Raw genomic sequence first — 22180 nt, 5'->3', positions numbered from 1 at the left:
GTGCTCAAGCGTATGGTCATCGCGATTCTGGGTTCGCTGTCGATTCTCACCGCAGTGCAGGCCGCGGACATCACCGCGAGCCGCCAGACAGCGGCATCCAGGCAGGCGCGCGCCGGTGAGCCGGAATTCCGGTCGCTCTACCGGGAACTCGTCGAGATCAATACGACATTGTCGGCGGGTTCGTGCACCGACGCCGCGACGGCGATGAAGGCGCGCCTGACGGCTGCGGGATACGCCGAGTCCGAGGCGCAGGTGGTCGTGCCGGAAGGCTGGCCAAAACAAGGCAACCTCATCGCGCTGCTGCCCGGCACGGACCAGAAGCTCAAACCTTTGCTGCTGCTCGCGCATATCGACGTGGTCGAGGCGAAGCGCGAGGAATGGGTGCGCGATCCATTCAAACTCATCGAGGAAGACGGCTTCTTCTATGCGCGCGGCGCGTCGGACGACAAGGCGATGGCCGCCGTGTTCACCGACATGATGGTGCGCTTCAAGAAGGACGGTTACCGGCCGAAGCGCGGCATCAAGCTGGCGCTCACCTGCGGCGAGGAAACGCCGAACGTGTTCAACGGCGTCAAATACCTGATCGAAAATCATCGCGGCCTCATCGATGCCGCGTTCGCGCTCAACGAGGGCGGCGGCGGACGGTACGACCAGAAGACCGGTGCGTATCGCTACGTGTCAGTGCTCGCGGCGGAAAAGGTCTACCAGGATTTCACGCTATCTACCGCCAACAAGGGCGGGCATTCCGCGCGGCCTACGCCTGACAACGCCATCTATCAGCTGGCGCACGCGCTCGACAAGATCGAAGCGCACGCCTTCAAGGTGGAATTCAACGACACCTCGCGCGCGTACTTCGAGAAGTTCGGCGCGATCGAAGGCGGCACCGTGGGCGCGGACATGATCGCAGCGGCGACAGCCGGCGACGAAGCGGCCATCGCCCGGCTGCTCAAGGACCCGTCGTCGAACGCCATCCTGCATACCAATTGCGTGGCCACGCAGATCAACGGCGGACACGCGCCGAACGCGCTGCCGCAGCGCGCGACCGCCAACGTGAACTGCCGCATCTTCCCCGGACACAAACAGACCGAGATTCTGGAGGAACTCGTGCGCGTGATCGGCGATCCCGGCGTCACGGTCGAGTTCCAGGCGAAGCCCGAGACTCCCGGTGCGCCGCCGCCGCTGTCACGCGAAGTGATGGGGCCGATCGAAGCATTGAGCCGCGACATGTTTCCCGGCGTCCCGGTCATCCCGACCATCAGCGCTGGCGCGACCGACGGCCGCTTCCTCACGCCCGCGGGCATCCCGACCTATGGCGTCTCCGGAATGTTCGGCGATGGTGCGACCGGCAACGCGCATGGACTCAACGAACGCATGCGCGTGCAGGCGTTGATCGAAGGCCGAGAGTTCCTCTACCGGCTCACGAAGCAATACGCCGGCGGCAAGTAACGCGCGCGGCCGCTACGGCGCGAGCTGAGCGGCCCTTTCGGCGGGTGTCAGTCGCAGAAACCGTGCGGCGTTGTTGTAGAAGATGTCGCGTTTCTGCGCAGGCGTCAGGAACGGCGCCTTCTCGATCGTATCGATGGCCACCTCGATGGTGCCCGGCCAGACCATCTGATCGGAACCCCACAGGATGCGTTTGCCGAAGCCGGCATCGACCAGCCGCTCGAGCTGCGAATAGAAATGCGCGCGCGGAAATCCCCAGTCGTTCTGCGCGACGTCGACGAACACCTGCGGATGCGAATACAGCAAGGCGATCATGTCGTCGACGAACGGCGAGCCGTAGTGCATCACATACAGGCGCAGCTTCGGATGTTTGACGAGCACGGACTCGAGTTGCAGAGGATTGCCAAGCGCTGCGCGGTAATCGGTATAACCGCCCACGTGCGGCCCGCCGGGCGGGCCCTCGCCGAGATGCACACCGACCGGAATGTCGAGCTCCTCGGCCAGCGCGAAGAACGGCTCAAGCGAGGCGTGATCGAGTTGCAGGCCACGGTACTGCGCGCCGATCTCCGCGAATACCGCGAACTTGCCGGCGGCGAATAGTTTTCTCAACTCGGCGGGATTGCGCGCCGGTTCCGTCAGGAACGAAATCGCCGGGATCACGCGCCGCGGCGCCGCCGCGCGCCACTTCTCGACGACCTCGAGCGGCCCCGATGTGACGGCGAAGATGTTGCGCCGTTCGAGCGCGGCCAGCGATTCGCGCATCACCGCGTCATCGGAACTCGCGGACTCGACCGGATGTGCGCATTGCATGACCGCGTCGATCGTGATCGGTTGCCGCGGATCCACGCCCGGCCACTCGATGGGCTCGTTGCTCGTGCACACGCGCCCGCCTCCGCCGTAATCCTCGAGCGTGTGCGCGTGCAGATGCATGTCGATGATGGGCGCCGGCCCGGCTGCCCGCGCCAGAGCGCACACCACCAGCGCCGAAATTCCCAGGATCGGCCGCCAGCAGTGCACGGGCTAGTACCCCTTCTTGAAATCGACAACCGCCAGTAGTTTGTCGCCAGTGGCGAACCGGCGCAGCTGCTCCCGCAGGAGCAGCACCCGCGTCGCCTGGCCGAGATCGGATAGCGGCGCCATGTGCGGCGTGATGATGATGTTCTTCGCCTTCCACAGCGGATGGTCCTTCGGCAACGGCTCGGGTTCGGTGACGTCGAGCCCGGCACCGGCGATGACGCCGTTGTTGAGTGCCGCGACGAGGTCGTCGGTCACGACACTGCCGCCGCGGCCCACGTTGATGAAGAACGCGGACTTCTTCATGCGCGCGAACATCTTTGCGTCGAAAAGGTTGGTAGTCGCCGGGGTCAGCGGCAACGTGGCGACCACCACGTCGGCCTGTGCGATGAGCGTCGGCAGCTCCACCGAGAGCCCCACGTGTTTCACATACGCCGGCCCTTCACGTGAGCTGGCGCGCGTTGCGATGACTTCCATGCCGAGTCCGTGCGCGCGTTCCGCGACTTCGAGACCGGTGCCGCCGAGACCCACGACGAGCAGCGTCTTGCCGGTCAGCGACTGTGGTTGTGAGCCCGCGAACCCGCCGCCCCAGCCTTCGCCGCGTGCCTGCCGGGCAATCGACACCTGCAGCCCGCGCGCGAGCGCGTAGGCCAGCGCGATGGTGTGCTCGGCCATGACCGGTCCCGCCACCGCGCGCATGTTCGTGACCGTGACGCCCGGGCGTTCGAGCGCTGGCTTGCCGAGGCAGGACTCGACTCCCGCCGAATACACGGCCACCCACCGCACGTTTTTCGCGGCGGCCAACACGCGGTCGTCGCACACCACGTCATCACCGGAGAAGATCGCGTCGGCGTCCGCAGCCTGGGCGGCCATTTCTTTCGGACCCTTGACGACGATGAATTCGACACCCGGAGCGACGGCCTTCATGGCGTCGAGATTGCCAAGGCCGGTCAGCACGATTTTCCTCGGGGCGCGCCACCCCGGCATATCGCGTAACGCGACCGGGCCTTCGAGCAGGCCCATCTCGCGCACGACCTCGATGGTCTGCGGATCGGGTGCGACGGCGTCGTCCGCGTTCACCGCCATGGCAAACAATCCAGTCGCCGCAACCGAAGCCGCGCGGCCAATCGATTCACGCATTTTTCTCTCCTGGTGCGGGCCGCTATCTTGCCACGCGCCGCCATCGCCCGCGGGCCGCAGCTTGTTAGAAGGTGCCGTCCACACGCAGCAACAGGTTGCGCGGCTCGCCGTACCACCCATTGGTCAGTGGTGCCGTGATCGAATCGTAGTAGATCTTGTCGAACACGTTGTTGACCGAGAGCGCCAGCCGCCAGTTTTCGTTGAGCTGGTAGCCGCCGCGCAAATCCAGCACCGCGAATGGCTCCTGGAAGAGCTCGATGTCCCGGCATTGCGGTGTTCTGCCCGAGTAGCAGTACTGTTGTATGCCGCTCGCGGCGCGATTCTGCGCGCGCAGGCTGCCGCCGAGCGACCAGTTCGCCAGCGCGCCCGGCAGCTCCCAGCTGGTCCAGAGTTTGAGCATGTGCCGCGGCGTCGGCGATTCGAGCCGCCCACCGATGGCGCGTTCGTTCACGTTGTAGGTGTAGCCGCCGCCGACCAGCAGGCCGGGCACCAGTTGGCCGTTCAGATCGAGTTCCACGCCATAGCTGTAGGACGTCGCGCCGCGATAGCAGCAGTTAGGGGGCCTGTCCGCCGGGCGTCCCGGCCAACGCACCGAAAACGGGAGTCCCCGTTGTGCGATCCGGTACAGCGCGAGAAATCCGTTCAGCGCGCCATCCCGCCATACGCCCTTGATGCCGGTCTCCAGGTTCACGCCATGCGCGGGCGGGAGCTTCGAACCGTCCACTGCCAGGCGCGTGCTCTGGGTGAGATATACGTCGGCGAGGCTGGTGTACAAGGTGTGGTGCCCGTCGATGCGGTACATGACCGCGGCGTACGGCGTTCGCACATCGCTGCTGCCGAAGGTGACTTCGTCCTGCAACTCAAGTCCCGCGTTGACTCCTTGGTTGATGCCGATTGTGGCCGCGCCGTCGAATACATCGGTCGACAGCCGGCCGCCCAGCGTGGTGCTCCAGCGTTCCCCCAGGTGCACACGCCAGGATGCGAACACACCGTATTGCTCGAGCTGCAGCGTCTGCGCCAACCAGGCCGGTGGCAGCCCGGCGCGGCGCGGATCGGGATAGTTGCGCGGGTCGAAGTCGTACACATTCTCGAGCCGCGCGACATCTACGTAAGCGATCACACTCCGGTTCACCCTGAAGTGCGAATAGTCGCCGCCGAATGAAACCTCGTGGCGAAGTCCGAGCCAATCGAACTCCCCAGCGAGCGTGACATCGGCCGTGATCTGGGTGTGCATATCGGGCCGCAGGGTGAACCCAGCCGCCGGCAGCGAATCCAGGCTGCGATTTTCGCGGATCACGGCACCGAGGAACGCCACGTAGCCGTAGTCGACCTTGGCGCGCGTCGCCTGCGTATTGACGGCCAGGGTCCAGCCATCCCATGGCCGCCCGCGATACTGTAGATAGGCATTACCGATGTCCGCATCGAAGAACGCCCACGGAGCTATCAGCGACAGATTACGCGGCAGGCGCGAATCGCTGCCGTCGTCGTTCAGCGGCAACCCTGCGATGGCGGGCACCGCGTCATCGCGTTGAAAACTGCCGCCGGCGGTCAGCATCGAATCTTCGGTGAGATCGTATTCGAGCACGCCATAGAGCTTCTTGCGCTCGAGGTGCGCCCGGTCGAAGTAATAGTCGCGGTCGGTGTACGTGGCATCCGCCCGTCCACGCAAGCTGCCGTCGCCATTCAGCGGGCCGCTCATGTCGAGCTCCACGCGACGGTGGTTCCAGGAGCCGAGCGTGGCGGTCAGCTCCACACGCGGCGTGGCCGTCGGCCGCTTGCGCACCAGGCTTACCGCGCCACCTGGATTGGTGTTGCCCGAAAAAAATGCGTCCGAGCCGCGCAATACTTCGACGCGGTCGAACTCGGACAAGTCGGTCGGGCCCGAGTAGAGACTCGGCAGCTGCGAACCGCCGCCATCCACGTGGAACGAACTGATCTGAAAGCCGCGGGAGTAAAAATACATCTCCAGCGAGTTCACGCGGCGAGTGCTCACACCGGCCGCACGTTTCAGCACGTCGCCGAGCTCCTCCTGGTTCTGCTGGCGCATTTGTTCGGCGGACATCACTGACACGCTCTGCGGGATATCGATCAGCGGCGTTGGAATGCGCGAGGCCACCAGTTGCTCCGCCATGCCCACCACGAGGATTTCTTCCATCGGCTCGGGCGCCCAGGCTCCCGCACGCCGTGAGCGCCGAGCCGAGCGCGGCCGCGAACCGGGTGCTGCGGCATCGGCAGCCGCGCCGGGCACTCCGCTCAGAACTTCGATCGCGCGCCCGTTGATCTGGCGGAAGCCGAGCCCGGAGCCAGCCAGCAATCGCTGCAGCGCGTCGTTCACGGTGAATTCTCCGGCCAGCGCCGGCGCCTCCAGTCCTTCGGTGACGCTGGAAAGGAACACGATCTGTTTGCCACTGCTTTCGGCGAGCTGCTGCAGTGAAGCCGCCAGCGGCTGCGCCGGCATCTCCAGTAGATAGTGCGTAGCCACGGACCGCGGCGTGGTGCCCGCGTCGACGGACGCCGCGCACAGCAGCAAGACCAGCAGCTGCAATGCCCGTGACTTCACCTGAGTGTCCCTGTGCACCGATTCGCCCTGCGACGCGGCTTTTCGAGCGAGGATACTGCGGGAATGCCGGCTCGGGCCGGTTTGTGTCAATTGAAACCGGGGTTTCGCGCCCGGCCCGCCCGGGAAACGGGCCCGCCGATTCCGCTATTGCAGCAGACCCGCCTTCACTTCTTCCTGCGACATCAATTGCACCTGCACGGGCTTCGCGTGCCAGATCTCGTTGCAGTATTCGCGGATCGTGCGATCCGAAGAGAACTTGCCCGAACGCGCGGAGTTGAGGATCGACATGCGGGTCCAGCGATCGACGTCGCGATAGGCCTCATCGACCTGCATCTGGCAATCGGCGTACGACTGGTAGTCCGCGAATACGAAATACGGATCGTGATAGACCAGGTTGTCGACCAGTGGAAGGAACTGGGAACTGTTGCCGCGCGAGAAGAATCCGTCGCGGATCAGGTCGATGACGGCCCGCAGCTCGTCGTTGGTTTCGAGGATTTCCATGGGCCGATATCCCATCGAACGCCGGGCAGCAACTTCATGCGCCTCGAGGCCGAACAGGAAGAAATTCTCGACGCCCACCTCCTCGCAGATCTCGATGTTGGCGCCGTCCACCGTGCCGATGGTGAGCGCGCCGTTCATCTGGAATTTCATGTTGCCCGTGCCGGAGGCTTCCTTGCCGGCAGTCGAAATCTGCTCGGACAGATCCGCGGCCGGGTAGATCTTCTGGCCGTTGGTCACGTTGAAGTTCGGTAGATAGACCACCTTGATCAGGTCGCGCACGCCCGGGTCGCGGTTGATGATCTCCGCGGCGGCGGTGATCAGCCGGATGATCAGCTTGGCGAGGTGATATCCCGGCGCGGACTTGCCGCCGAACACGAACACGCGCGGCTCCATCGTGAACTTCGGATCCGTCTTCAGGCGGTGATAGAGCCCGATGACGTGCAGGATGTTGAGATGCTGGCGCTTGTACTCGTGAATACGCTTGACCTGCACGTCGAAGATGGCGGCCGGGTTCACGATGACGCCGGTGCGTTGTTCAATGAGACCGGCGAGCGCGGTCTTGTTGGCGTGTTTGATCTTGTGCCACTCGGCGCGGAAATCCGCGTCGTCGGCCAAGGGCTCGAGCTTGCGCAGCTCGTACAGATCGCGAATCCACTCCTCGCCGATGCGTTGCGAGATGCAATGCGCGAGGCGCGGATTGGAGAGGACCATCCAACGGCGCGGCGTCACGCCGTTGGTCTTGTTGGAGAACTTCTCCGGCCACAGCTCGGCGAAGTCTTTCAACACGTCGCTCTTGAGCAGCTCGGAATGCAGCGCGGCGACGCCGTTGATGGCGTGGCTGCCGACGCTCGCCAGGTGCGCCATGCGCACGTATTTCTCGCCCTGCTCGTCGATCAACGACAGGCGCGAGATGCGCTCCTCGTCGCCGAAGAACGCCATGCGCACTTCGTCGAGAAAACGCGCGTTGATCTCGTAGATGATCTCGAGCAGCCGCGGCAGAAGCCGGCCGAACATTGGCAGCGGCCAGCGCTCGAGCGCTTCGGGCAGCAGCGTGTGATTGGTGTACGCGAAGGTCTGGCGCGTGATGCTCCAGGCGCGGTCCCACTCCATGTTCTGTTCGTCGACCAGCAGGCGCATGAGCTCGGCGACGGCGATGGATGGATGCGTGTCGTTCAGCTGGATGGCAAACTTCTCGTGGAAACGCTCGGGAGAGATCTTCTGGATCTTGCAGATGCGCAACATGTCCTGCAGTGAGCACGACACGAAGAAATATTGCTGCTCGAGCCGCAGCTCCTTGCCACGCGCCTGTTCGTCGTTCGGGTACAGGACCTTGGTGAGATTTTCGCTGGCGACCTTCTGGTTGACGGCGCCGTAGTAGTCGCCGCGGTTGAAGGTGCCAAAGTCGAAGGACTCCGGTGCCTCCGCCTTCCACAGGCGCAGCGTGTTCGAGGTGTTGACGTGATAACCCAGGATCGGCGTGTCGTAGGGAATGCCGTTGACCACGTGGCCCGGCACCCAACGCGTGCGCTTGCGGCTGTATTCGTCGTACCAGACTTCCGTGTGGCCGCCGAACTTCACGTCGCAGCACCACTCGGGGCGCGCGATCTCCCACGGATTTCCGTAACGCAGCCACTTGTCGGTCTTCTCCACCTGCCAACCGTCGATGATCTCCTGCTGGAAGATGCCGAACTCGTAGCGGATGCCGTAGCCGAGTGCCGGCACTTCGAGCGTCGCGAGCGAATCGATGAAACACGCGGCGAGACGGCCGAGGCCGCCGTTGCCGAGGCCGGGCTCATCTTCGTGGGCTAACAACTCTTCGAGATCGAGCCCGAGCTCGGCGACCGCGGTGCGCGCGGTTTCGTAGATGCCCAGGTTGATGAGGTTGTTGCCGAGATGGGGGCCCATCAGGAATTCGGCGGACAGGTACGCGACCGTGCGAGAGCCCTGCTTGGTGTAGGCCGCCGCGGTGCTGATCCAGCGCTGCAACATGCGATCGCGGACGGCATAGGCCAGCGCCATGTAGTAGTCGGTCTTGGTGGCGAGGGCCGGGAACTTGCCCTGTATATAGAAGAGGTTGTCGAGGAAGGCGTGTTTGAGCGCTTCCTTGGTGAGCGCGGTGCGGTCTTCATCGACCTTGGCGGGCTGGCCTGCAAGGCTCGGGAGGCTGGAAACGGTTGAGCTCACGGCGGGCGCCTCGCTATTTGTAATGGCGGGACTCTGCAAGATTCGTGCAGGAATTACCCGATCAATTTGCCCCCATCGAGTTGCAACTTGCACCGCCGCGAAGCGAGCGGCTCACCCACAGCGCCGATTCGGTGCGAAAAATAAGTGGTGCCGGGGTGCAATTGTCGTAATTAGCTCTGCCTCCGCGCGTGAACGGACGCTGACTTAATTACGACAATTGCACCCCGGCACCAAGGCAAGGGGCGCCCAGACTCCCGTCGTCTGGGCGCCCTCCTGAACGGGACGAGTGCTTAGTCCCGGCAGGATTCCCTATCGGAGTCCGCGCGGACCGACACTCTCGGCCGGTCTCGCTCGGACATACGCAGTCTTTCGACCTGCTTCTTGAGCGAATCGTGGCCCGGTGCGGCCCAGTCCAGCTTCTTGTAGTCGAACAGGCTGCGCGGATCGTTGATCGGGAACGGCTGGATATGGAACTTCGGATCGAGATCCTTGTTCTTGAACACCGCCGTCATGAACTCACCCAACTCGTACTTCTCGCGCAACGGGTTGGCGTGATTGATCAGGTGCATGTTGAGACCTAGCTTCTCGGGAACACCCAGGAAGCGATAGATCTCCCGCGCCGCGAGATATCCGAAATACGTGCCTTCCGGATTGGTGTTGTTGCTCAGGTATCCGTCCTGGATCAGGACCGCGCGCGGCGCGATCATGCCCACGAGGAAATGCTGATCGAACGGCTCGGTGATGATGTAACCGTACTCACCGCGATTCACCCGCTTGATGATGTCCACATCGGCGAACTGCGGAAGAATCGGCCACTGCCGGAACCGCGGGCTGAACCAGGCGCCGTATCCCCACCGCACATCGGTGAAGTTCTGCGTGCCCTGGTTGTGACCCTGCTCCGCGCCCGCACCCGTCTGGATGCCGAAGTTGATGACCGCATAGCCGGGCTTGATGTTGCCACCATGTCCGACGCCGGTCGTGGTGTTGGCATTCGCACCCGTCGCGAGCGGATTCACCTGGCCATCGGCAACCTTGAGGCCCGCCGCGAAATCCAGATAGTCCCCGTCGGTCTGATAAGCACTGGCTGCGGTCGTGCCACCGTCGGGCCGCCCGCGCGGATCGATGAGCGCTTCAGCGGGCAGAACCGCATCCGCGCGCCACGTCGTATCCACCGTGCTCGCGTTGGTGATCTTGACGTAGTAGTACTTCTTGTTGAGTGGATAGTCGTAGCCCCACGACGGCTCGAGACCGAGCGACTGCCGCTCGTTCACGTCCGGACTCTGGAAGCGATCGATGACGACGCCGCCCGAACCCGACGAGACGATGTTGACCACGGCGATACGCGGGTCGAAGGCGCCCGCCACCAACGTGAGCTTGCCCAGACGCGAGATGCCCGACAACGCGCTCTTGAGCGGATTGACGTTGATCGCGCGCTCGGCTTCAGCCTTCGCGTTGTCGGCCTCAAGTGCGTCGATGACCCGGCTGATGCCCCAGGCCTGCGACAACATGAGGCTCGGCGCGTTTGGATCGCCCGGCGTGTTGACGTACGGCGGCAACCAGCGGCCATTCACCAGTCCCGCGCTGAAAGCGGTACGGCTGGCATCCGGCATCATCGATACGAGATCGAAGATGTCGTTGACGACACCGGCGCGGCCGTTCGCCACGTAGGAACCGGTTTCGTTGTCACCCGAATCGATGTCGCGGACGTCGATGCCGACCGTCGCGATGCCATACACGGCCGCGAGATCGGAGAATCCCGACACCGAGGTACCCGTGTTGAGGATCACCGGGTAGCCCTTGCGCGGCGGCGGGAACGCCGGGTTGGCCGGATCGGGAAGGAAGAACGAAATGTCGATCTTGTGCGCGGCCGCGATCCCGTTCTTGTACACGGTGACCTGCGCGGCTCCGGCACCGCTGGCAGCGGTGTAGCTGGTCTGCGCCTTGGTGACTTCGAGGGAAACGGTGATCCCCTCGGTGGACGGCAGATAGCCCGTCTCGTAGTGCTGCATGATCTGCTTGAACTGCGCAGCACGTGCCGGCCAGTCGCGTGGCTTTACTTCCGTTCCTTCCCAGCTGACGAACGGGTTTGGAACCGTGTGGATCCGCTTGGTGAAGGTTTCCGGCTCCGGAAAATGCTTGATGGGCTTGATGCCCTTGTTGCCCGAATGACCGTCGTGGTCATCCCATCGGTCGTCATTGTCGTGGTGATCGTGTCCGCGGCCGTCGTTATCGCGGTTGTCGTGCCCGCGACCATCGTTGCCGCGGCCGTCATTGTCTCGATCGTCGTGCCCGCGGCCGTCGTTGCCGCGGAAATCGCTGCCGCGATTGTCATTTCCCGCGAAGCTGGGCGCCGCGAGCGTGCCCAATAGCAGCGGCGCGCACGCAACGGCCGCAAAAAGTCCTTTAAGGCGCATTTCTGCTCCCCCCTGTTAAGTCGTAATGCTTATCTGACCCTAATTGGCCTGACCACTTCGGCCTGACCAAATCGCTCACGGCCGGAGTCTGGTCCGACCTGGCACCGGTGTCAAGAAATCGTGTATTTCGATCAAAAACGGGAAATATCGACGATTGTCAGTCACTTGCAAGCAAGTCCCGCCTGAACACGACGCCGTGGTTGATTGGCCTAACCAGTTAGGCGAAGCGGCCGGAAGGACTGGCTAGTTTGGCGGGTAGACAGGCGCGCCCTGCCCGCCCGGACAAGGCGCCGGCGCAAAAAAAACGGCCGCCAGAACGGCGGCCGTCGATTTCCATTTCCCGCGGTCGATCAGGCTTTCGCGAGATGCAACGCGCCGTACGGCGCGCGCTCACTGCGCGTCAACATGGAGTTCGCTTCATCGTCGTTCTTGAACCGCTCGGTCTTCGGATCCCACTCGAGCGGCCGGCCCAGTTTCATCGCGATCCAGCTCACGATGCAGGCCGTGTTGCTGCGATGAGCGACATGCGCCGGCGCCAAAGGTTGTTTGCGCGACTGCACACACTCGAGCCAGTTCTTGTGATGCGACTTGCTCACCAGCAGAGGACGCGTGACGCCATTCGGATCGAGGATCTTCGGATCGCTGGCATCGAGCGGCGGCAGGTTCGCGCCCTTGGCCTGCGGATCGCTCGACGTGGCGCCCGTACCCTCGCGAGTCACCCAGATCCAGCCCTCGTCGCCGTAGAACTTGAGGCCGGTGTTGTGTTTGTCGGAGACGTTGACCACCACACCTTTCGGATACTGCAGCGTCACGTCGTACGAACCATGCACGTTCCAGATGCGATCTTCCGGCGGGAAATCGCCCTTGCCTTCGACTTTCGAGGGCCCGGTGTTTTCGAACTCCAGTGCCCAGTGCATGGTGTCGTAGTGATGCGAGCCCCAGCCGGTGATCATGCCGAGGCAATGCGCTTCGTGACGCAACCAGCCCGGACGACTGTAGTCAGCCTGCGGATGCACGCGCATCTCGGTGTAGTACTTCACCGGCGTCGGGCCCAGCCACTGACTGAAGTCGAGATTCGCCGGCACGCCCTGCGGCGCGGCGTCGGGCGCCGTGGGATCCGTCGGCAATCCGATTTCCACGCGCTGTACGTTGCCGATGCGGCCGGAACGAATGAGCTCGGCCGCACGGCGAAACTGTTCCCATGAACGCTGCTGGCTGCCGACCTGCAGGATGCGCCCGGTGCGCTTGACCGCATTGCGCAGGATCACGCCCTCGGCGTGGGTCATCGTGAACGGCTTCTGTAGATAGACGTCCTTGCCGGCGTTGACCGCGGCGAGTGCACACTCCGCATGCCAGTGGTCCGGCGTGCTGATGACCACCGCGTCGATGTCCTTGCGCGCGATGAGCTCGCGATAGTTGTCGAAACTGCGGATCTGCGGCGCCTTTACGCCGCGGTCGGTGTACGACTTCTCGACGATCTTCACGCCGGCTTCGACGCGTTTGCTGTCGAGATCGCAGACCGCAACGTAATCGCCGAGCTCCGATTTGATGACGCCCGGCATGTCGTGGCCGGTCGCGATGCGCCCGAGGCCGATCTGCCCGACGCGAATGCGGCTGTTGGCGCCCCATGCACGCGAAGAAATGATCAGCGGCGAAACCGCCGCGCCGACCAGAATTTTGCGTCGTGAAACGTTGTGGCGCGCGGGCGCCTGAGAATCGTCAGCGTTCTCTTTTTTCATGGCGATCGAATCCGATGATTGGTTGGAAGGGAGGCGGAGTATAGCCCCGCCGCAAAATCACTCGTAGCGCAGAGCTTCGATCGGGTCGAGTCGCGAGGCCTTCCGCGCGGGATAAAGTCCGAACACGACGCCGACGCCCGCGCTGACCGCGAGTGCCGCCACCACGATCGAAGTGCGCGTGACCATCGTCCAGCCGAATTTGCTCGCCAGCAGATATCCGAAGCCGACACCGAAGATCACGCCCAGTGCGCCGCCGATCGCGGCGAGCACCAGTGCTTCGACCAGGAACTGCGCCATGATGTCGGCCGGCTGCGCACCCACCGCCATGCGGATGCCGATCTCGCGCGTGCGCTCGGTGACCGACACCAGCATGATGTTCATCACGCCGATGCCGCCGACGACGAGCGACACCAGCGCGACCGAGAACAACAGGCTCGTGACCGTGTCCTGCGTGGACGTGAGCATGCTGGTCATCTCCGCCATGCTGCTGGTGGAAAAATCGTCTTCGTCGTCGGGGCCGAGACGATGGCGTTCGCGCAGCAACGCGCCGATTTCCTGGCGCGCGCGCGGAATCGCTTCGGGCGACACGGCGCTCACGAAGATACGCCCCGGCACGAACTTGCCGAGCCCGCGCTGCATACGCGACTGGAACGTGGACATCGGGATGAAGATCACATCGTCCTGGTCCGAACCCATCGCGTTCTGACCCTTGCGCTCGAGCACGCCGATGATGGTGAACGGCGCGTCGCGGATGCGGATGATCTGGCCGATCGGATCGACGCCGGGACCGAACAGGTTCTCCGCGGCGGTCTGACCAATCACTGCATTCTTCGCGGCGCCGGCCTGGTCCGAGGCCGTGAACATCGCGCCACTCGACACCGGCCAGTTGCGGATGGTGAAGAAATCCGGCGTCGTGCCCGTGATCTGCGTATTCCAGGTGTTGGTTTCCGAGATCACCGGCTGACTGGCGTTCATCTGCGGCGCGACCGCGGCCACGGAAGGCAGCTCGGTTTGAATCGCGCGCAGGTCTTCCCAGGTGATGCTGGGTTGCGAACCCGCGCCGCCCCGGCCTCCCGCTCCCTGGCTCGAACCCGAGAACAACATGACGATGTTGGTGCCGGCGCCTTCGATCTGCGCGCGCACCCGCGACTTCGCGCCCTCGCCGATCGATTGCATGAAGATCACCGCGCCGACGCCGATGATGATGCCGAGCGCGGTAAGGAACGAGCGCATCTTGTTCCGCGTCAATGCGATTCCCGCCAGACGCAGTGTTTCACCGGCCGAAATCATGAGGCCTCCTTGAGCACGGGCTGCTGGCGCTGGTCGCTCACGACGCCGCCATCCTTGAGCAGCAGTTTGCGCGCCGCGTACGCCGCGACGTCCGGTTCATGCGTGACGAACACGATGGTCATGCCGGATTTCTGCAGGTCCGTCAGCAGTTTCATGATCTCGACCGTGGTGGCGGAGTCCAGGTTGCCCGTGGGTTCGTCGGCGAGGATCAGCGGCGGATTGGTGACCAGCGCGCGTGCGATCGCCACGCGCTGCTGCTGGCCGCCTGACAACTGCGAGGGATGATGCCCCGCACGGTGCGCGAGCCCGACCCGATCGAGCGCTTCCTTGGCGCGTTTGTGCCGCTCGGCCAGCGGCACCTTGGCGTAGATCAGCGGCAGCTCGACGTTTTCCGCGGCCGAGGTGCGCTTGAGCAGGTTGAAACTCTGGAACACGAAGCCGATGAATTCGTTGCGCACCTTCGCGAGCTCGATGCGCGACAACTTCGCGACGTCCCGATCGGCCAGCAGATAACTGCCGCGCGACGGCGAATCGAGGCAACCGAGAAGGTTCATCAAGGTCGACTTGCCGGAACCCGATGAGCCGGTGATCGCGACGAACTCGCCGCGCTCGATCGACAGGTTCACGTCGTGCAACGCGGCGAATTCCGTATCGCCGGATTGATAGATCTTGCCGAGGTTGCGCAGTTCGATGAGGGCCACGGGACGCTGCCGGCTAACTACAGGATGCGCGGGCCGCGTTGCTGCTGCCCGGCGCGCTGACCCTGGGCGTTCTGCCCCCCGGCACCGACGATGACCGCTTCGCCTTCCTTCAGCTCGCCACCGGTGACTTCCGTGATGCGGCCGTCGGTGAGACCGGTCGTCACGGTGCGCGGCACTGGCTCGCCGTCGACCAGCACATACACCGTACGTTTGACCGCGACCGGGGCTGCATCGTCGCCATCACCTTCGCGCTGGCCGCCTTCACCGCGTTCGCGACGTTGACCTGCAGCAGCACCGCCACCCTGCGCGCCCGGGCGCTGTGCGGTCTGTTCCGGCGGCGCGCCTTCAGGCCGGAAACGCAGCGCCGTATTCGGCACCGTAAGCACGTCGCGCCGGCGATCCGCCACGATGCTGACCGTCGCGGTCATGCCAGGTTTCAGCTTCAGATCGGGATTGGCGACATCGATCACCGCGTCGTAGGTCACCACGTTCTGCACGATCTGTGGCGCATTGCGGATGTCGCGGATGGAGCCGCGAAATGGCTCGCCAGGATATGCGTCCACCGTGAAAGTGACGCGCATGCCCGGCTTCAACCGGCCGATGTCCGATTCCGCCACATTGGTATGGACCTCCATCGCGCGCAGATCCTGCGCGATGGTGAAGATAACCGGCGCCGACAGCGACGCCGCCACCGTCTGGCCCTTGTTCACCGCGCGCGAAATGACGACGCCGTCGGTGGGCGAAAGAATGTCCGTGTACCGCAGATTGGTCTTCGCCTGGTCGAGCTGCGCGCGTGATTGCGCGAGCTGGCCGACACCCTGGTCGACCGCGGCGCGCGCGGCGCGCGCGGTGGCGACGGCGTTATCGCGTTCGGTCTCGGAGATCAGCCGCTGCGCGTACACATCCGTGGCGCGTTTGGCCTGGCGTTCCGCGTCGTCGGCGGTGACGGTGAGGCGCGTGACGTTGGCGCGCGCGGCGGTGACATTGGCCTCGGCCTGCACGACCGCCGCCTGGAACAGCGACGGGTCGATCTTCGCGATCAACTCGCCCTTCTTCACCGGGGAATTGAAGTCGGCGTACAGCTCCTGGATGCGGCCCGAGACCTGGCTGCCGACGTCGACCGTGACGACCGCCTGCAGGCTGCCGGATGTGCTGACACGCGCGACGACACTGCCTTTTTCGACCACCGTGGTCTGGTATTCAGGAGCGGCGTCGCCGCCGGCCATCCATCGATAGAGGCCAAACAGGACGATGAGGACGAGCGCAATGAGTCCAATCAGGCGGGCGCGGGAAAGTTGTTTGAGCAAGGTCGTATCCGATCTGACGCGGCGCGTCTTTCGCGCAGCAGTGTAGATCACTCAAGGGGCCCCGCGTTCCCCCTAATTTTTATCGATCGATGTCAACCGCGGCGCGCGAACGCCGTTGCGTCGGTGTTCGGTACGTTGCTCTTCGGGACCGCAGCCGTGCCCGCTCGCAGGAACGCTTCGATTTCGGTCAACGTCACGGGCCGGCTGTGCAGATACCCCTGGGATTGATCACAACCCAGCTGCGCAAGAATCTCCAGCTGCTCCGGAGTTTCGACGCCTTCCGCCACCGTGGTCATGTTGAATGCCCGGCCGAGCGCGATGATCGTTTCCGTCACGGTGCGGCCGGCACCGGTGGTGGTCAGCTGGCTCACGAAACTGCGGTCGATCTTGAGCATGTCCACCGGCAGTTCGGCCAGGCGGCTCAGCGACGAATACCCGGTTCCGAAATCGTCGATGGCCACGCGGACTCCGGAACGGCGCAAGACACGCAATTGCGAGACCGCCGAACTCACGTCGTCGATCAAGACGCCCTCGGTGATTTCGATGTCGATACCGATATTGTCGTCGCGCCACTCGCCCACGAGATCCAGCAGATGATCCGCAAAGGTACGCCGGCGCAATTGCAACGGCGAAATGTTCACGGCGACGCGTCCAGGCGAAAGCCCCGCAGCCTGCCAACGACGCAAGTCGATGGCGGCTTGCCGCAAGATCCAGTCGCCGAGCGGAACGATCAAGCCGCTCGATTCGAGCAATGGCAGGAACGCGCCAGGCATCACCAGTCCCGCCTCGGGATCGCGCCAACGCACCAGCGCTTCGAGGCCGCGGACCTGGCCGCTGCGTATATCGACCTTCGGCTGGTAGTGGAGTTCGAACTCATGGCGCTCCACGGCGCCGCGCAAGCGGTGCTCCATGGTCATGCGCGACACCACCGCCGAGCTCAACTCGAGGCGATGCGGCAGATATTTCTCGCCGCTGCTCTTGGCACTGCGCAGCGCACCTTCGGCGTTCTGGACCAGCGTGTTCGCATCGTGTCCATTGTCGGGAAACCGCGCGAAACCACTTTTCACATCGACAGGGATGCCGCGGCCGTCGACATTGAACGGCGCGCGGAAAATCTCGATGACCTGCTCCTGCATCCAGTGAACGGCTTCGTCTTCATCACCCGCGGCTTCCATCAGCAGCCCGAACGTGCCGCCGCCGAAGTGCGCCAGCAGATCGGTGGAATCCATGTGCCGCTTGAGCCGATCGGCCACCTGCTGCAGCAGCAGATCGCCCGCGTGCCGGCCGAATGAATCGTTGATGGTCGACAGTTGTTCGATGTCGAGCACCGCAACTGCGGGAGTGCCGCGCCGGCCGATCCTCGGTTCGAGCGCCCGGACCAGGCGCTCGCAGAACAGGCTGCGCTTGGCGAGGCCGGTGAGCGGGTCGAAGTAGGACAGGAACCGGATTTCGTCTTCCTTGTGCAGGTACTGCAGCGCGAACGACAGATTCGCGACCAGCTCGCGCAGCATGCGCGACTCCTCGTCACCCACCGCGCCCACGTCGTAGGAAGTGAGCATCAGCGCGCCCACCGGCGTGCGATCGACCAGCAGTGGATAGGCGACCACGCTGCGGAAACCGGAATCCATCAGCGAGGCTCGCGCCGCGAGCGACATCTCGAGCGATTGCAGATCGTTGCAGACCATCGAGGCGCCGGTGCGCAGCACGCGGCCGATGACGCTCGAATCCTCGCTCGCCTGTTCGGCGATGCTGAACGTGAGCTGTTGTGCCTGGCTGTTGTCGACGCTGCCCGACCAGGCGGCCGGCCGCGCCGTGCGTGTGCCCGGCTCGATCAGCGCCACCATCGCGCTGGCGTAGCCGCCCACCGTGGTTGCCAGGCGGCAGGCTTCGATCAGGATTTCACGCCGCTGGCGGATACGCACCACCGCGCTGTTCACGCCGCTCAGCATCTTCAAGACGCGCGTGAGCCGCGCGATGTGTTTTTCCTGGCGGCGGCGTTCTGTGAAATCACGTTCGCTGCCGCGGAAGCCCGCGACCTGCCCGCCTTCGCCCATCAACACCAGCATGTTGCGTTCCAGCCAGCGATAGCTGCCGTTGCGATGGCGCCAGCGCGCCTGCAGGTTGGTGGCCGTACGCTGGTTGTCGCCGAGCGTATGCATGGCGAAGTCGAGCGCCGCGAGATCTTCGGGATGCACGAACTGCGAGGCGTTCTTGCCGAGCATTTCCTCCGGCGCGTAGCCGAGGATGGTGCGGACGGAATCGCTGCAGAAGGTGAACTTGCCGTCGCGGTCGTGTTCCCAGATCCAGTCCTGGGAGGTGACCACGATGTCGCGCAGCTGCTGTTCGAGCGCTACGCGCGCGCGGCGGATCGATGAGTCGTTGAGCGCGCGGCGCACGGCCGGCACGAGGCGCGCCATGTTGGTCTTGAGCACGTAGTCATAGGCGCCGCGCTGCAACGCATTGATCGCGCGTTCTTCGCCGATGGTTCCGGAGAGAAAAATGAAGGGCGTATCCGGGGAAACTTCGCGCGCGATGTCGAGCGCGGAGATGCCATCGAAACCCGGCAGCGAGAAATCGGACAGGATGAGGTCGGGCCGGCCTTCGGCGAGTGTGTTCCGCAGCAATACTTCCGAATCCACGCGCTTCCAGTTGCACGAGAAACCACCGGACTCGAGCTGACGGATGGCGATCTCCGCCTCCATCGGCATGTCTTCGACAAGAACCACTCTGACCGGTTGCATTACGCTCTGATTCCCTGCCACTCGTTGACTCAGTGGCGCCCTCGATGCTGACTGCGCCGACGCTATTCTCCGCCAGATGCAGATGTCGACAACTTAATCCACGGCCGAATTCGAGCGTGTGATGCAACGCACAGACGGGTGTAAGAGCCTACTAAGTAGATAGGCATGGAGGCTTGCAAAGAACCGGAGGCTCTGCTGTGGGATCTGTCCGATATCACACTTCCCAGAGTCTCTCTTAGGCGTTTGCTACTTTCCCTCAAGCGGGCGGAAACTAGGCCGACATATAGGGGCGGGGATTTTCCTACGCCACCCGTGCCGGGGCCGGAAAGCCCGAACAAAGCAGGTTTTGTGACGTGAATACGAATATCGCCCAACAAACCGAACATAAGTTGAGTCTGCTGATTGTCGACGACGAGCCCGCCTCGATGCGCGCGCTCTGCGACACGCTCGAATACGAAGGCTACCTCACGTTCGGATTCACATCGCCCAGCGAGGCGCTGAGCGCCATGCGCGAGCGCAGTTTCGATCTGTTGTTGGCGGACCTGCAGATGCCGGGCACCAACGGCATCGACCTCATGAAGTCCGCGCAGATGATCGACCCGACCCTGGTTGCGGTGATTATGACCGGCCACGGCGCGCTCGACACCGCGGTCGCCGCCATGAAGGCGGGCGCGCTCGACTACATCCAGAAACCCATCAAGCTGGTCACCGCCCTTCCCGTCCTCGAACGCGCGTTGGCCGTGCGCCAGCTGCGCATCGAGAAGAAGAAGCTGGAAGACAATGTCCGCGAACGCACCGAGGAACTGAAGATCGCGAATCGCGAGCTCGAGGCGTTTTCGTATTCCGTTTCGCACGATCTGCGCGCGCCGCTGCGCGCGGTGGCGACTTTCACCCAGGTACTGCAGACCGATCACGCCGCATCGCTCAACGAGGAAGGCCAGCGCCTGCTGGCGAACGTCAATGCCGGCGCCGCGCACATGGACCGGTTGATCACGGATCTGCTGCGCCTGTCGCAACTGAACCGCCAGTCCTTGAACCGGGTACCGGTGCGTTTCACCGAACTTGTCCAGCGCGTCATCGATGGCATGACGAATGAGCGGGCGGGACGGGACATCGAGTTCGTAGTCGCCGACTTCCCCACCTGGCAGGTCGACCAGGGCCTCATGCAGCAGGTGTTCGTGAACCTCATCTCGAATGCCATCAAGTTCACGCGCGAACGCGCCAAGGCGCGCATCGAGATCGGCTTCCGCATGGATGGCGCGACGCTGGTGTGTTTCGTCAAGGACAACGGCGTCGGCTTCAACATGAAGTACATGAACAAGCTGTTTGGCGTGTTCCAGCGACTGCACTCCGCCGAGCAGTTCGAAGGGACGGGCGTCGGGCTTTCCATCGTGCGCCGGATCGTCGAACGCCACGGCGGCAAGACCTGGGTGGATGGCGAACAGGACCAGGGCGCAACGTTCTACTTCAGCGTGCCGGATACCACCTCGTACTAGATACGAAGGCAGGTTGCGTCGATCCGCACTGAAAACCGGCGCCCGCCTACCCGTGGCGCGGCGCAGGCCGACAGGCGGCCCGTTATCCATGTCGACAATCAGGCGATGGAAAACACCGCCACCACCGGCACCGGCACCGAAGATTTCGTCGCCCCATCCATCCCTCCGAGCATCAACCGCCGGATTCACGCGCGCACGCTGCATGACGTCACCAGGTTCATCGGCGCAGACCCGGTGTTCATCGACGAACGCATCCGCGAGCTCGAACGCGAATGGACGCTGGAGCGCACGCTCGAAGCCAAGGCCGCGACGCTGGGCCTGGCCGGCCTCGCGCTGGGCATCGCCGTAGATAGGCGGTTTCTCGCGCTCACGGGCGTGGCATCCGCGCTGCTGTTGCAACAGGCCTTGCAGGGATGGAGCCCGGCGCAGCCGCTGTTGCGGCGCTTCGGTTTACGCAGCCGCGAGGAAATCCACGAGGAGATCATCGCGCTGCGCATCCTGCGCGGCGACTTCCTCGAACGGATCGACTACCCCGAGCGCGCCCTGGCGAACGCCCGCAACTGGGTCTGATCAGGATCTGGCGGATGCCGCGGCGGGCGTGGGCGCAGGCTCAGGCACCGGCTCGGTCGCTGGCGCCTGCGTCGGCGCGGTGATCGTCATGCCGGGCGCGATCTCGGTTTCCGTGGATTCGCCGCTCTTCGCGACCTGCGCCACGTCGGTGAGCTTCGCATTCTCGTCCGCTTCATGCGTCATCACGACGATACTGATGCGCCGGTTCACGGCGTTGCGCGGATTCTCCTTGTCGAACAGCACCGATGACCCCAGGCCCACGACACGCGAGATGCGCTCGGTTTCGAGCCCGGCGCCTTCCAGCGCGCGGCGCGCGGCATTGGCACGGTCGGTGGATAGATCCCAGTTCGTGAATCCCGTGACACCCGCGTACGGCGTCGCATCGGTGTGTCCCGTGATGCTGAGGCGATTCGGCACCGTCTTCAGATACCCCGTGACTTCGCGCAGGATGTCGCTCGTATAGGGCTTGAGCCGCGAGCTGCCGAGATCGAACATCGGCCGGTTCTGCGCGTCGAGGATCTGGATCCGCAGCCCCTCGGGCGTGACATCGAGCAGCAACTGGTCCTTGAAGGGCTTCAACGCCTGGCTCTTCGAAATCGCTTCTTTCAAGTCCTGCATCAGCGCGTCGAGCCGTTTCTTCTCGAGCTGCTTCGCAACTTCGACCGCCTCCGCCGCCTTCTGCTCTTCGGACTTCAAATCGATGGGCGCCGCCGGCGAGGTCATGACCGTCGCGCCGACCGCGTCGGTCTTCTTGAGCGACGTCTTGGGCGCGTCGAGACCGCCACCCAGGTTGATCGGAGACGTACTCGCGCCGCCCGGGCCCATTTGCCCCGGCGCGGGTTTCACGCTCTTGCCGGGCTCCATGCTCGGGTTCTTGAAGTAGTCGAAGATCGCCGCGCGTTGTTCCTTCGACACGGCCGTCACCAGCCACATCACCAGGAAGAACGCCATCATCGCGGTCACGAAGTCGGCATAGGCCACCTTCCAGGCGCCGCCATGATGGCCGGCCGCCTGGATCTTCTTCTTGACCACGATGATCGGGCGCGCTTTCGCTTCGCCTTGTTTGGGAGCTGCAGCCAT

14 protein-coding genes are annotated in these 22180 nt (G+C 64.0%); 3 read left to right on the top strand and 11 right to left on the bottom strand.

Annotated features, from left to right (window positions below; genetic code table 11):
* Positions 1-1446 (top strand): M20/M25/M40 family metallo-hydrolase, encoded by a 1446-nt coding sequence (locus WDO72_20330; GenBank protein ID MEJ0088021.1) that lies wholly within the window; start codon positions 1-3, stop codon positions 1444-1446.
* Positions 1447-1458: 12 nt separating this feature from the next.
* Here WDO72_20330 and WDO72_20325 read toward each other — a convergent pair whose 3' ends face one another.
* From WDO72_20325 to WDO72_20280, 10 genes are all read right to left on the bottom strand, one after another.
* Complete coding sequence (locus tag WDO72_20325; GenBank protein ID MEJ0088020.1) at positions 1459-2460, bottom strand: amidohydrolase family protein; 1002 nt, start codon at positions 2458-2460, stop codon at positions 1459-1461.
* Between the two features lie 3 nt (positions 2461-2463).
* Positions 2464-3597 carry a D-2-hydroxyacid dehydrogenase gene (locus WDO72_20320; GenBank protein ID MEJ0088019.1) on the bottom strand — a complete coding sequence of 378 codons (1134 nt, stop codon included), beginning with the start codon at positions 3595-3597 and terminating at the stop codon, positions 2464-2466.
* 64 nt (positions 3598-3661) lie between these two features.
* Complete coding sequence (locus tag WDO72_20315) at positions 3662-6157, bottom strand: TonB-dependent siderophore receptor (GenBank protein ID MEJ0088018.1); 2496 nt, start codon at positions 6155-6157, stop codon at positions 3662-3664.
* A 144-nt stretch (positions 6158-6301) separates the two neighbouring features.
* Complete coding sequence (locus WDO72_20310) at positions 6302-8842, bottom strand: glycogen/starch/alpha-glucan phosphorylase (GenBank protein ID MEJ0088017.1); 2541 nt, start codon at positions 8840-8842, stop codon at positions 6302-6304.
* A 290-nt stretch (positions 8843-9132) separates the two neighbouring features.
* Complete coding sequence (locus WDO72_20305) at positions 9133-11256, bottom strand: hypothetical protein (GenBank protein ID MEJ0088016.1); 2124 nt, start codon at positions 11254-11256, stop codon at positions 9133-9135.
* A 350-nt stretch (positions 11257-11606) separates the two neighbouring features.
* On the bottom strand, positions 11607-12995 hold the full coding sequence (locus tag WDO72_20300; GenBank protein ID MEJ0088015.1) for a Gfo/Idh/MocA family oxidoreductase: 1389 nt from the start codon (positions 12993-12995) through the stop codon (positions 11607-11609).
* Between the two features lie 57 nt (positions 12996-13052).
* Positions 13053-14285 (bottom strand): ABC transporter permease, encoded by a 1233-nt coding sequence (locus tag WDO72_20295; GenBank protein ID MEJ0088014.1) that lies wholly within the window; start codon positions 14283-14285, stop codon positions 13053-13055.
* A complete protein-coding gene (locus WDO72_20290; protein ID MEJ0088013.1) occupies positions 14282-14986 on the bottom strand; it encodes an ABC transporter ATP-binding protein in 705 nt (234 codons plus the stop codon). The genes WDO72_20295 and WDO72_20290 overlap by 4 nt, the downstream gene beginning before the upstream one ends.
* A gap of 17 nt (positions 14987-15003) precedes the next feature.
* A complete protein-coding gene (locus WDO72_20285) occupies positions 15004-16293 on the bottom strand; it encodes an efflux RND transporter periplasmic adaptor subunit (protein MEJ0088012.1) in 1290 nt (429 codons plus the stop codon).
* 92 nt (positions 16294-16385) lie between these two features.
* Positions 16386-19034 (bottom strand): EAL domain-containing protein, encoded by a 2649-nt coding sequence (locus tag WDO72_20280; GenBank protein ID MEJ0088011.1) that lies wholly within the window; start codon positions 19032-19034, stop codon positions 16386-16388.
* Between the two features lie 389 nt (positions 19035-19423).
* On the opposite strand from WDO72_20280, the gene WDO72_20275 reads away from it, so the two are divergent.
* Both WDO72_20275 and WDO72_20270 read left to right on the top strand, forming a co-directional pair.
* The gene (locus WDO72_20275) at positions 19424-20530 is read left to right on the top strand and encodes an ATP-binding protein (protein MEJ0088010.1); all 1107 of its coding nucleotides are present in this window, start codon (positions 19424-19426) and stop codon (positions 20528-20530) included.
* Positions 20531-20635: 105 nt separating this feature from the next.
* Positions 20636-21100: a hypothetical protein gene (locus WDO72_20270; protein ID MEJ0088009.1), complete on the top strand. Its 465-nt coding sequence runs from the start codon at positions 20636-20638 to the stop codon at positions 21098-21100.
* On the opposite strand, the gene motB is transcribed toward WDO72_20270, so the two are convergent.
* A complete protein-coding gene (motB, locus tag WDO72_20265; protein ID MEJ0088008.1) occupies positions 21101-22180 on the bottom strand; it encodes a flagellar motor protein MotB in 1080 nt (359 codons plus the stop codon). It abuts the gene before it with no gap.

It is taken from the genome of Pseudomonadota bacterium (genome assembly GCA_037200975.1).
Taxonomy (GTDB): domain Bacteria; phylum Pseudomonadota; class Gammaproteobacteria; order Steroidobacterales; family Steroidobacteraceae; genus CADEED01.
Note: the sequence above shows the minus strand (reverse complement) of the source record. Positions and strands in the feature narration are given on the sequence as shown.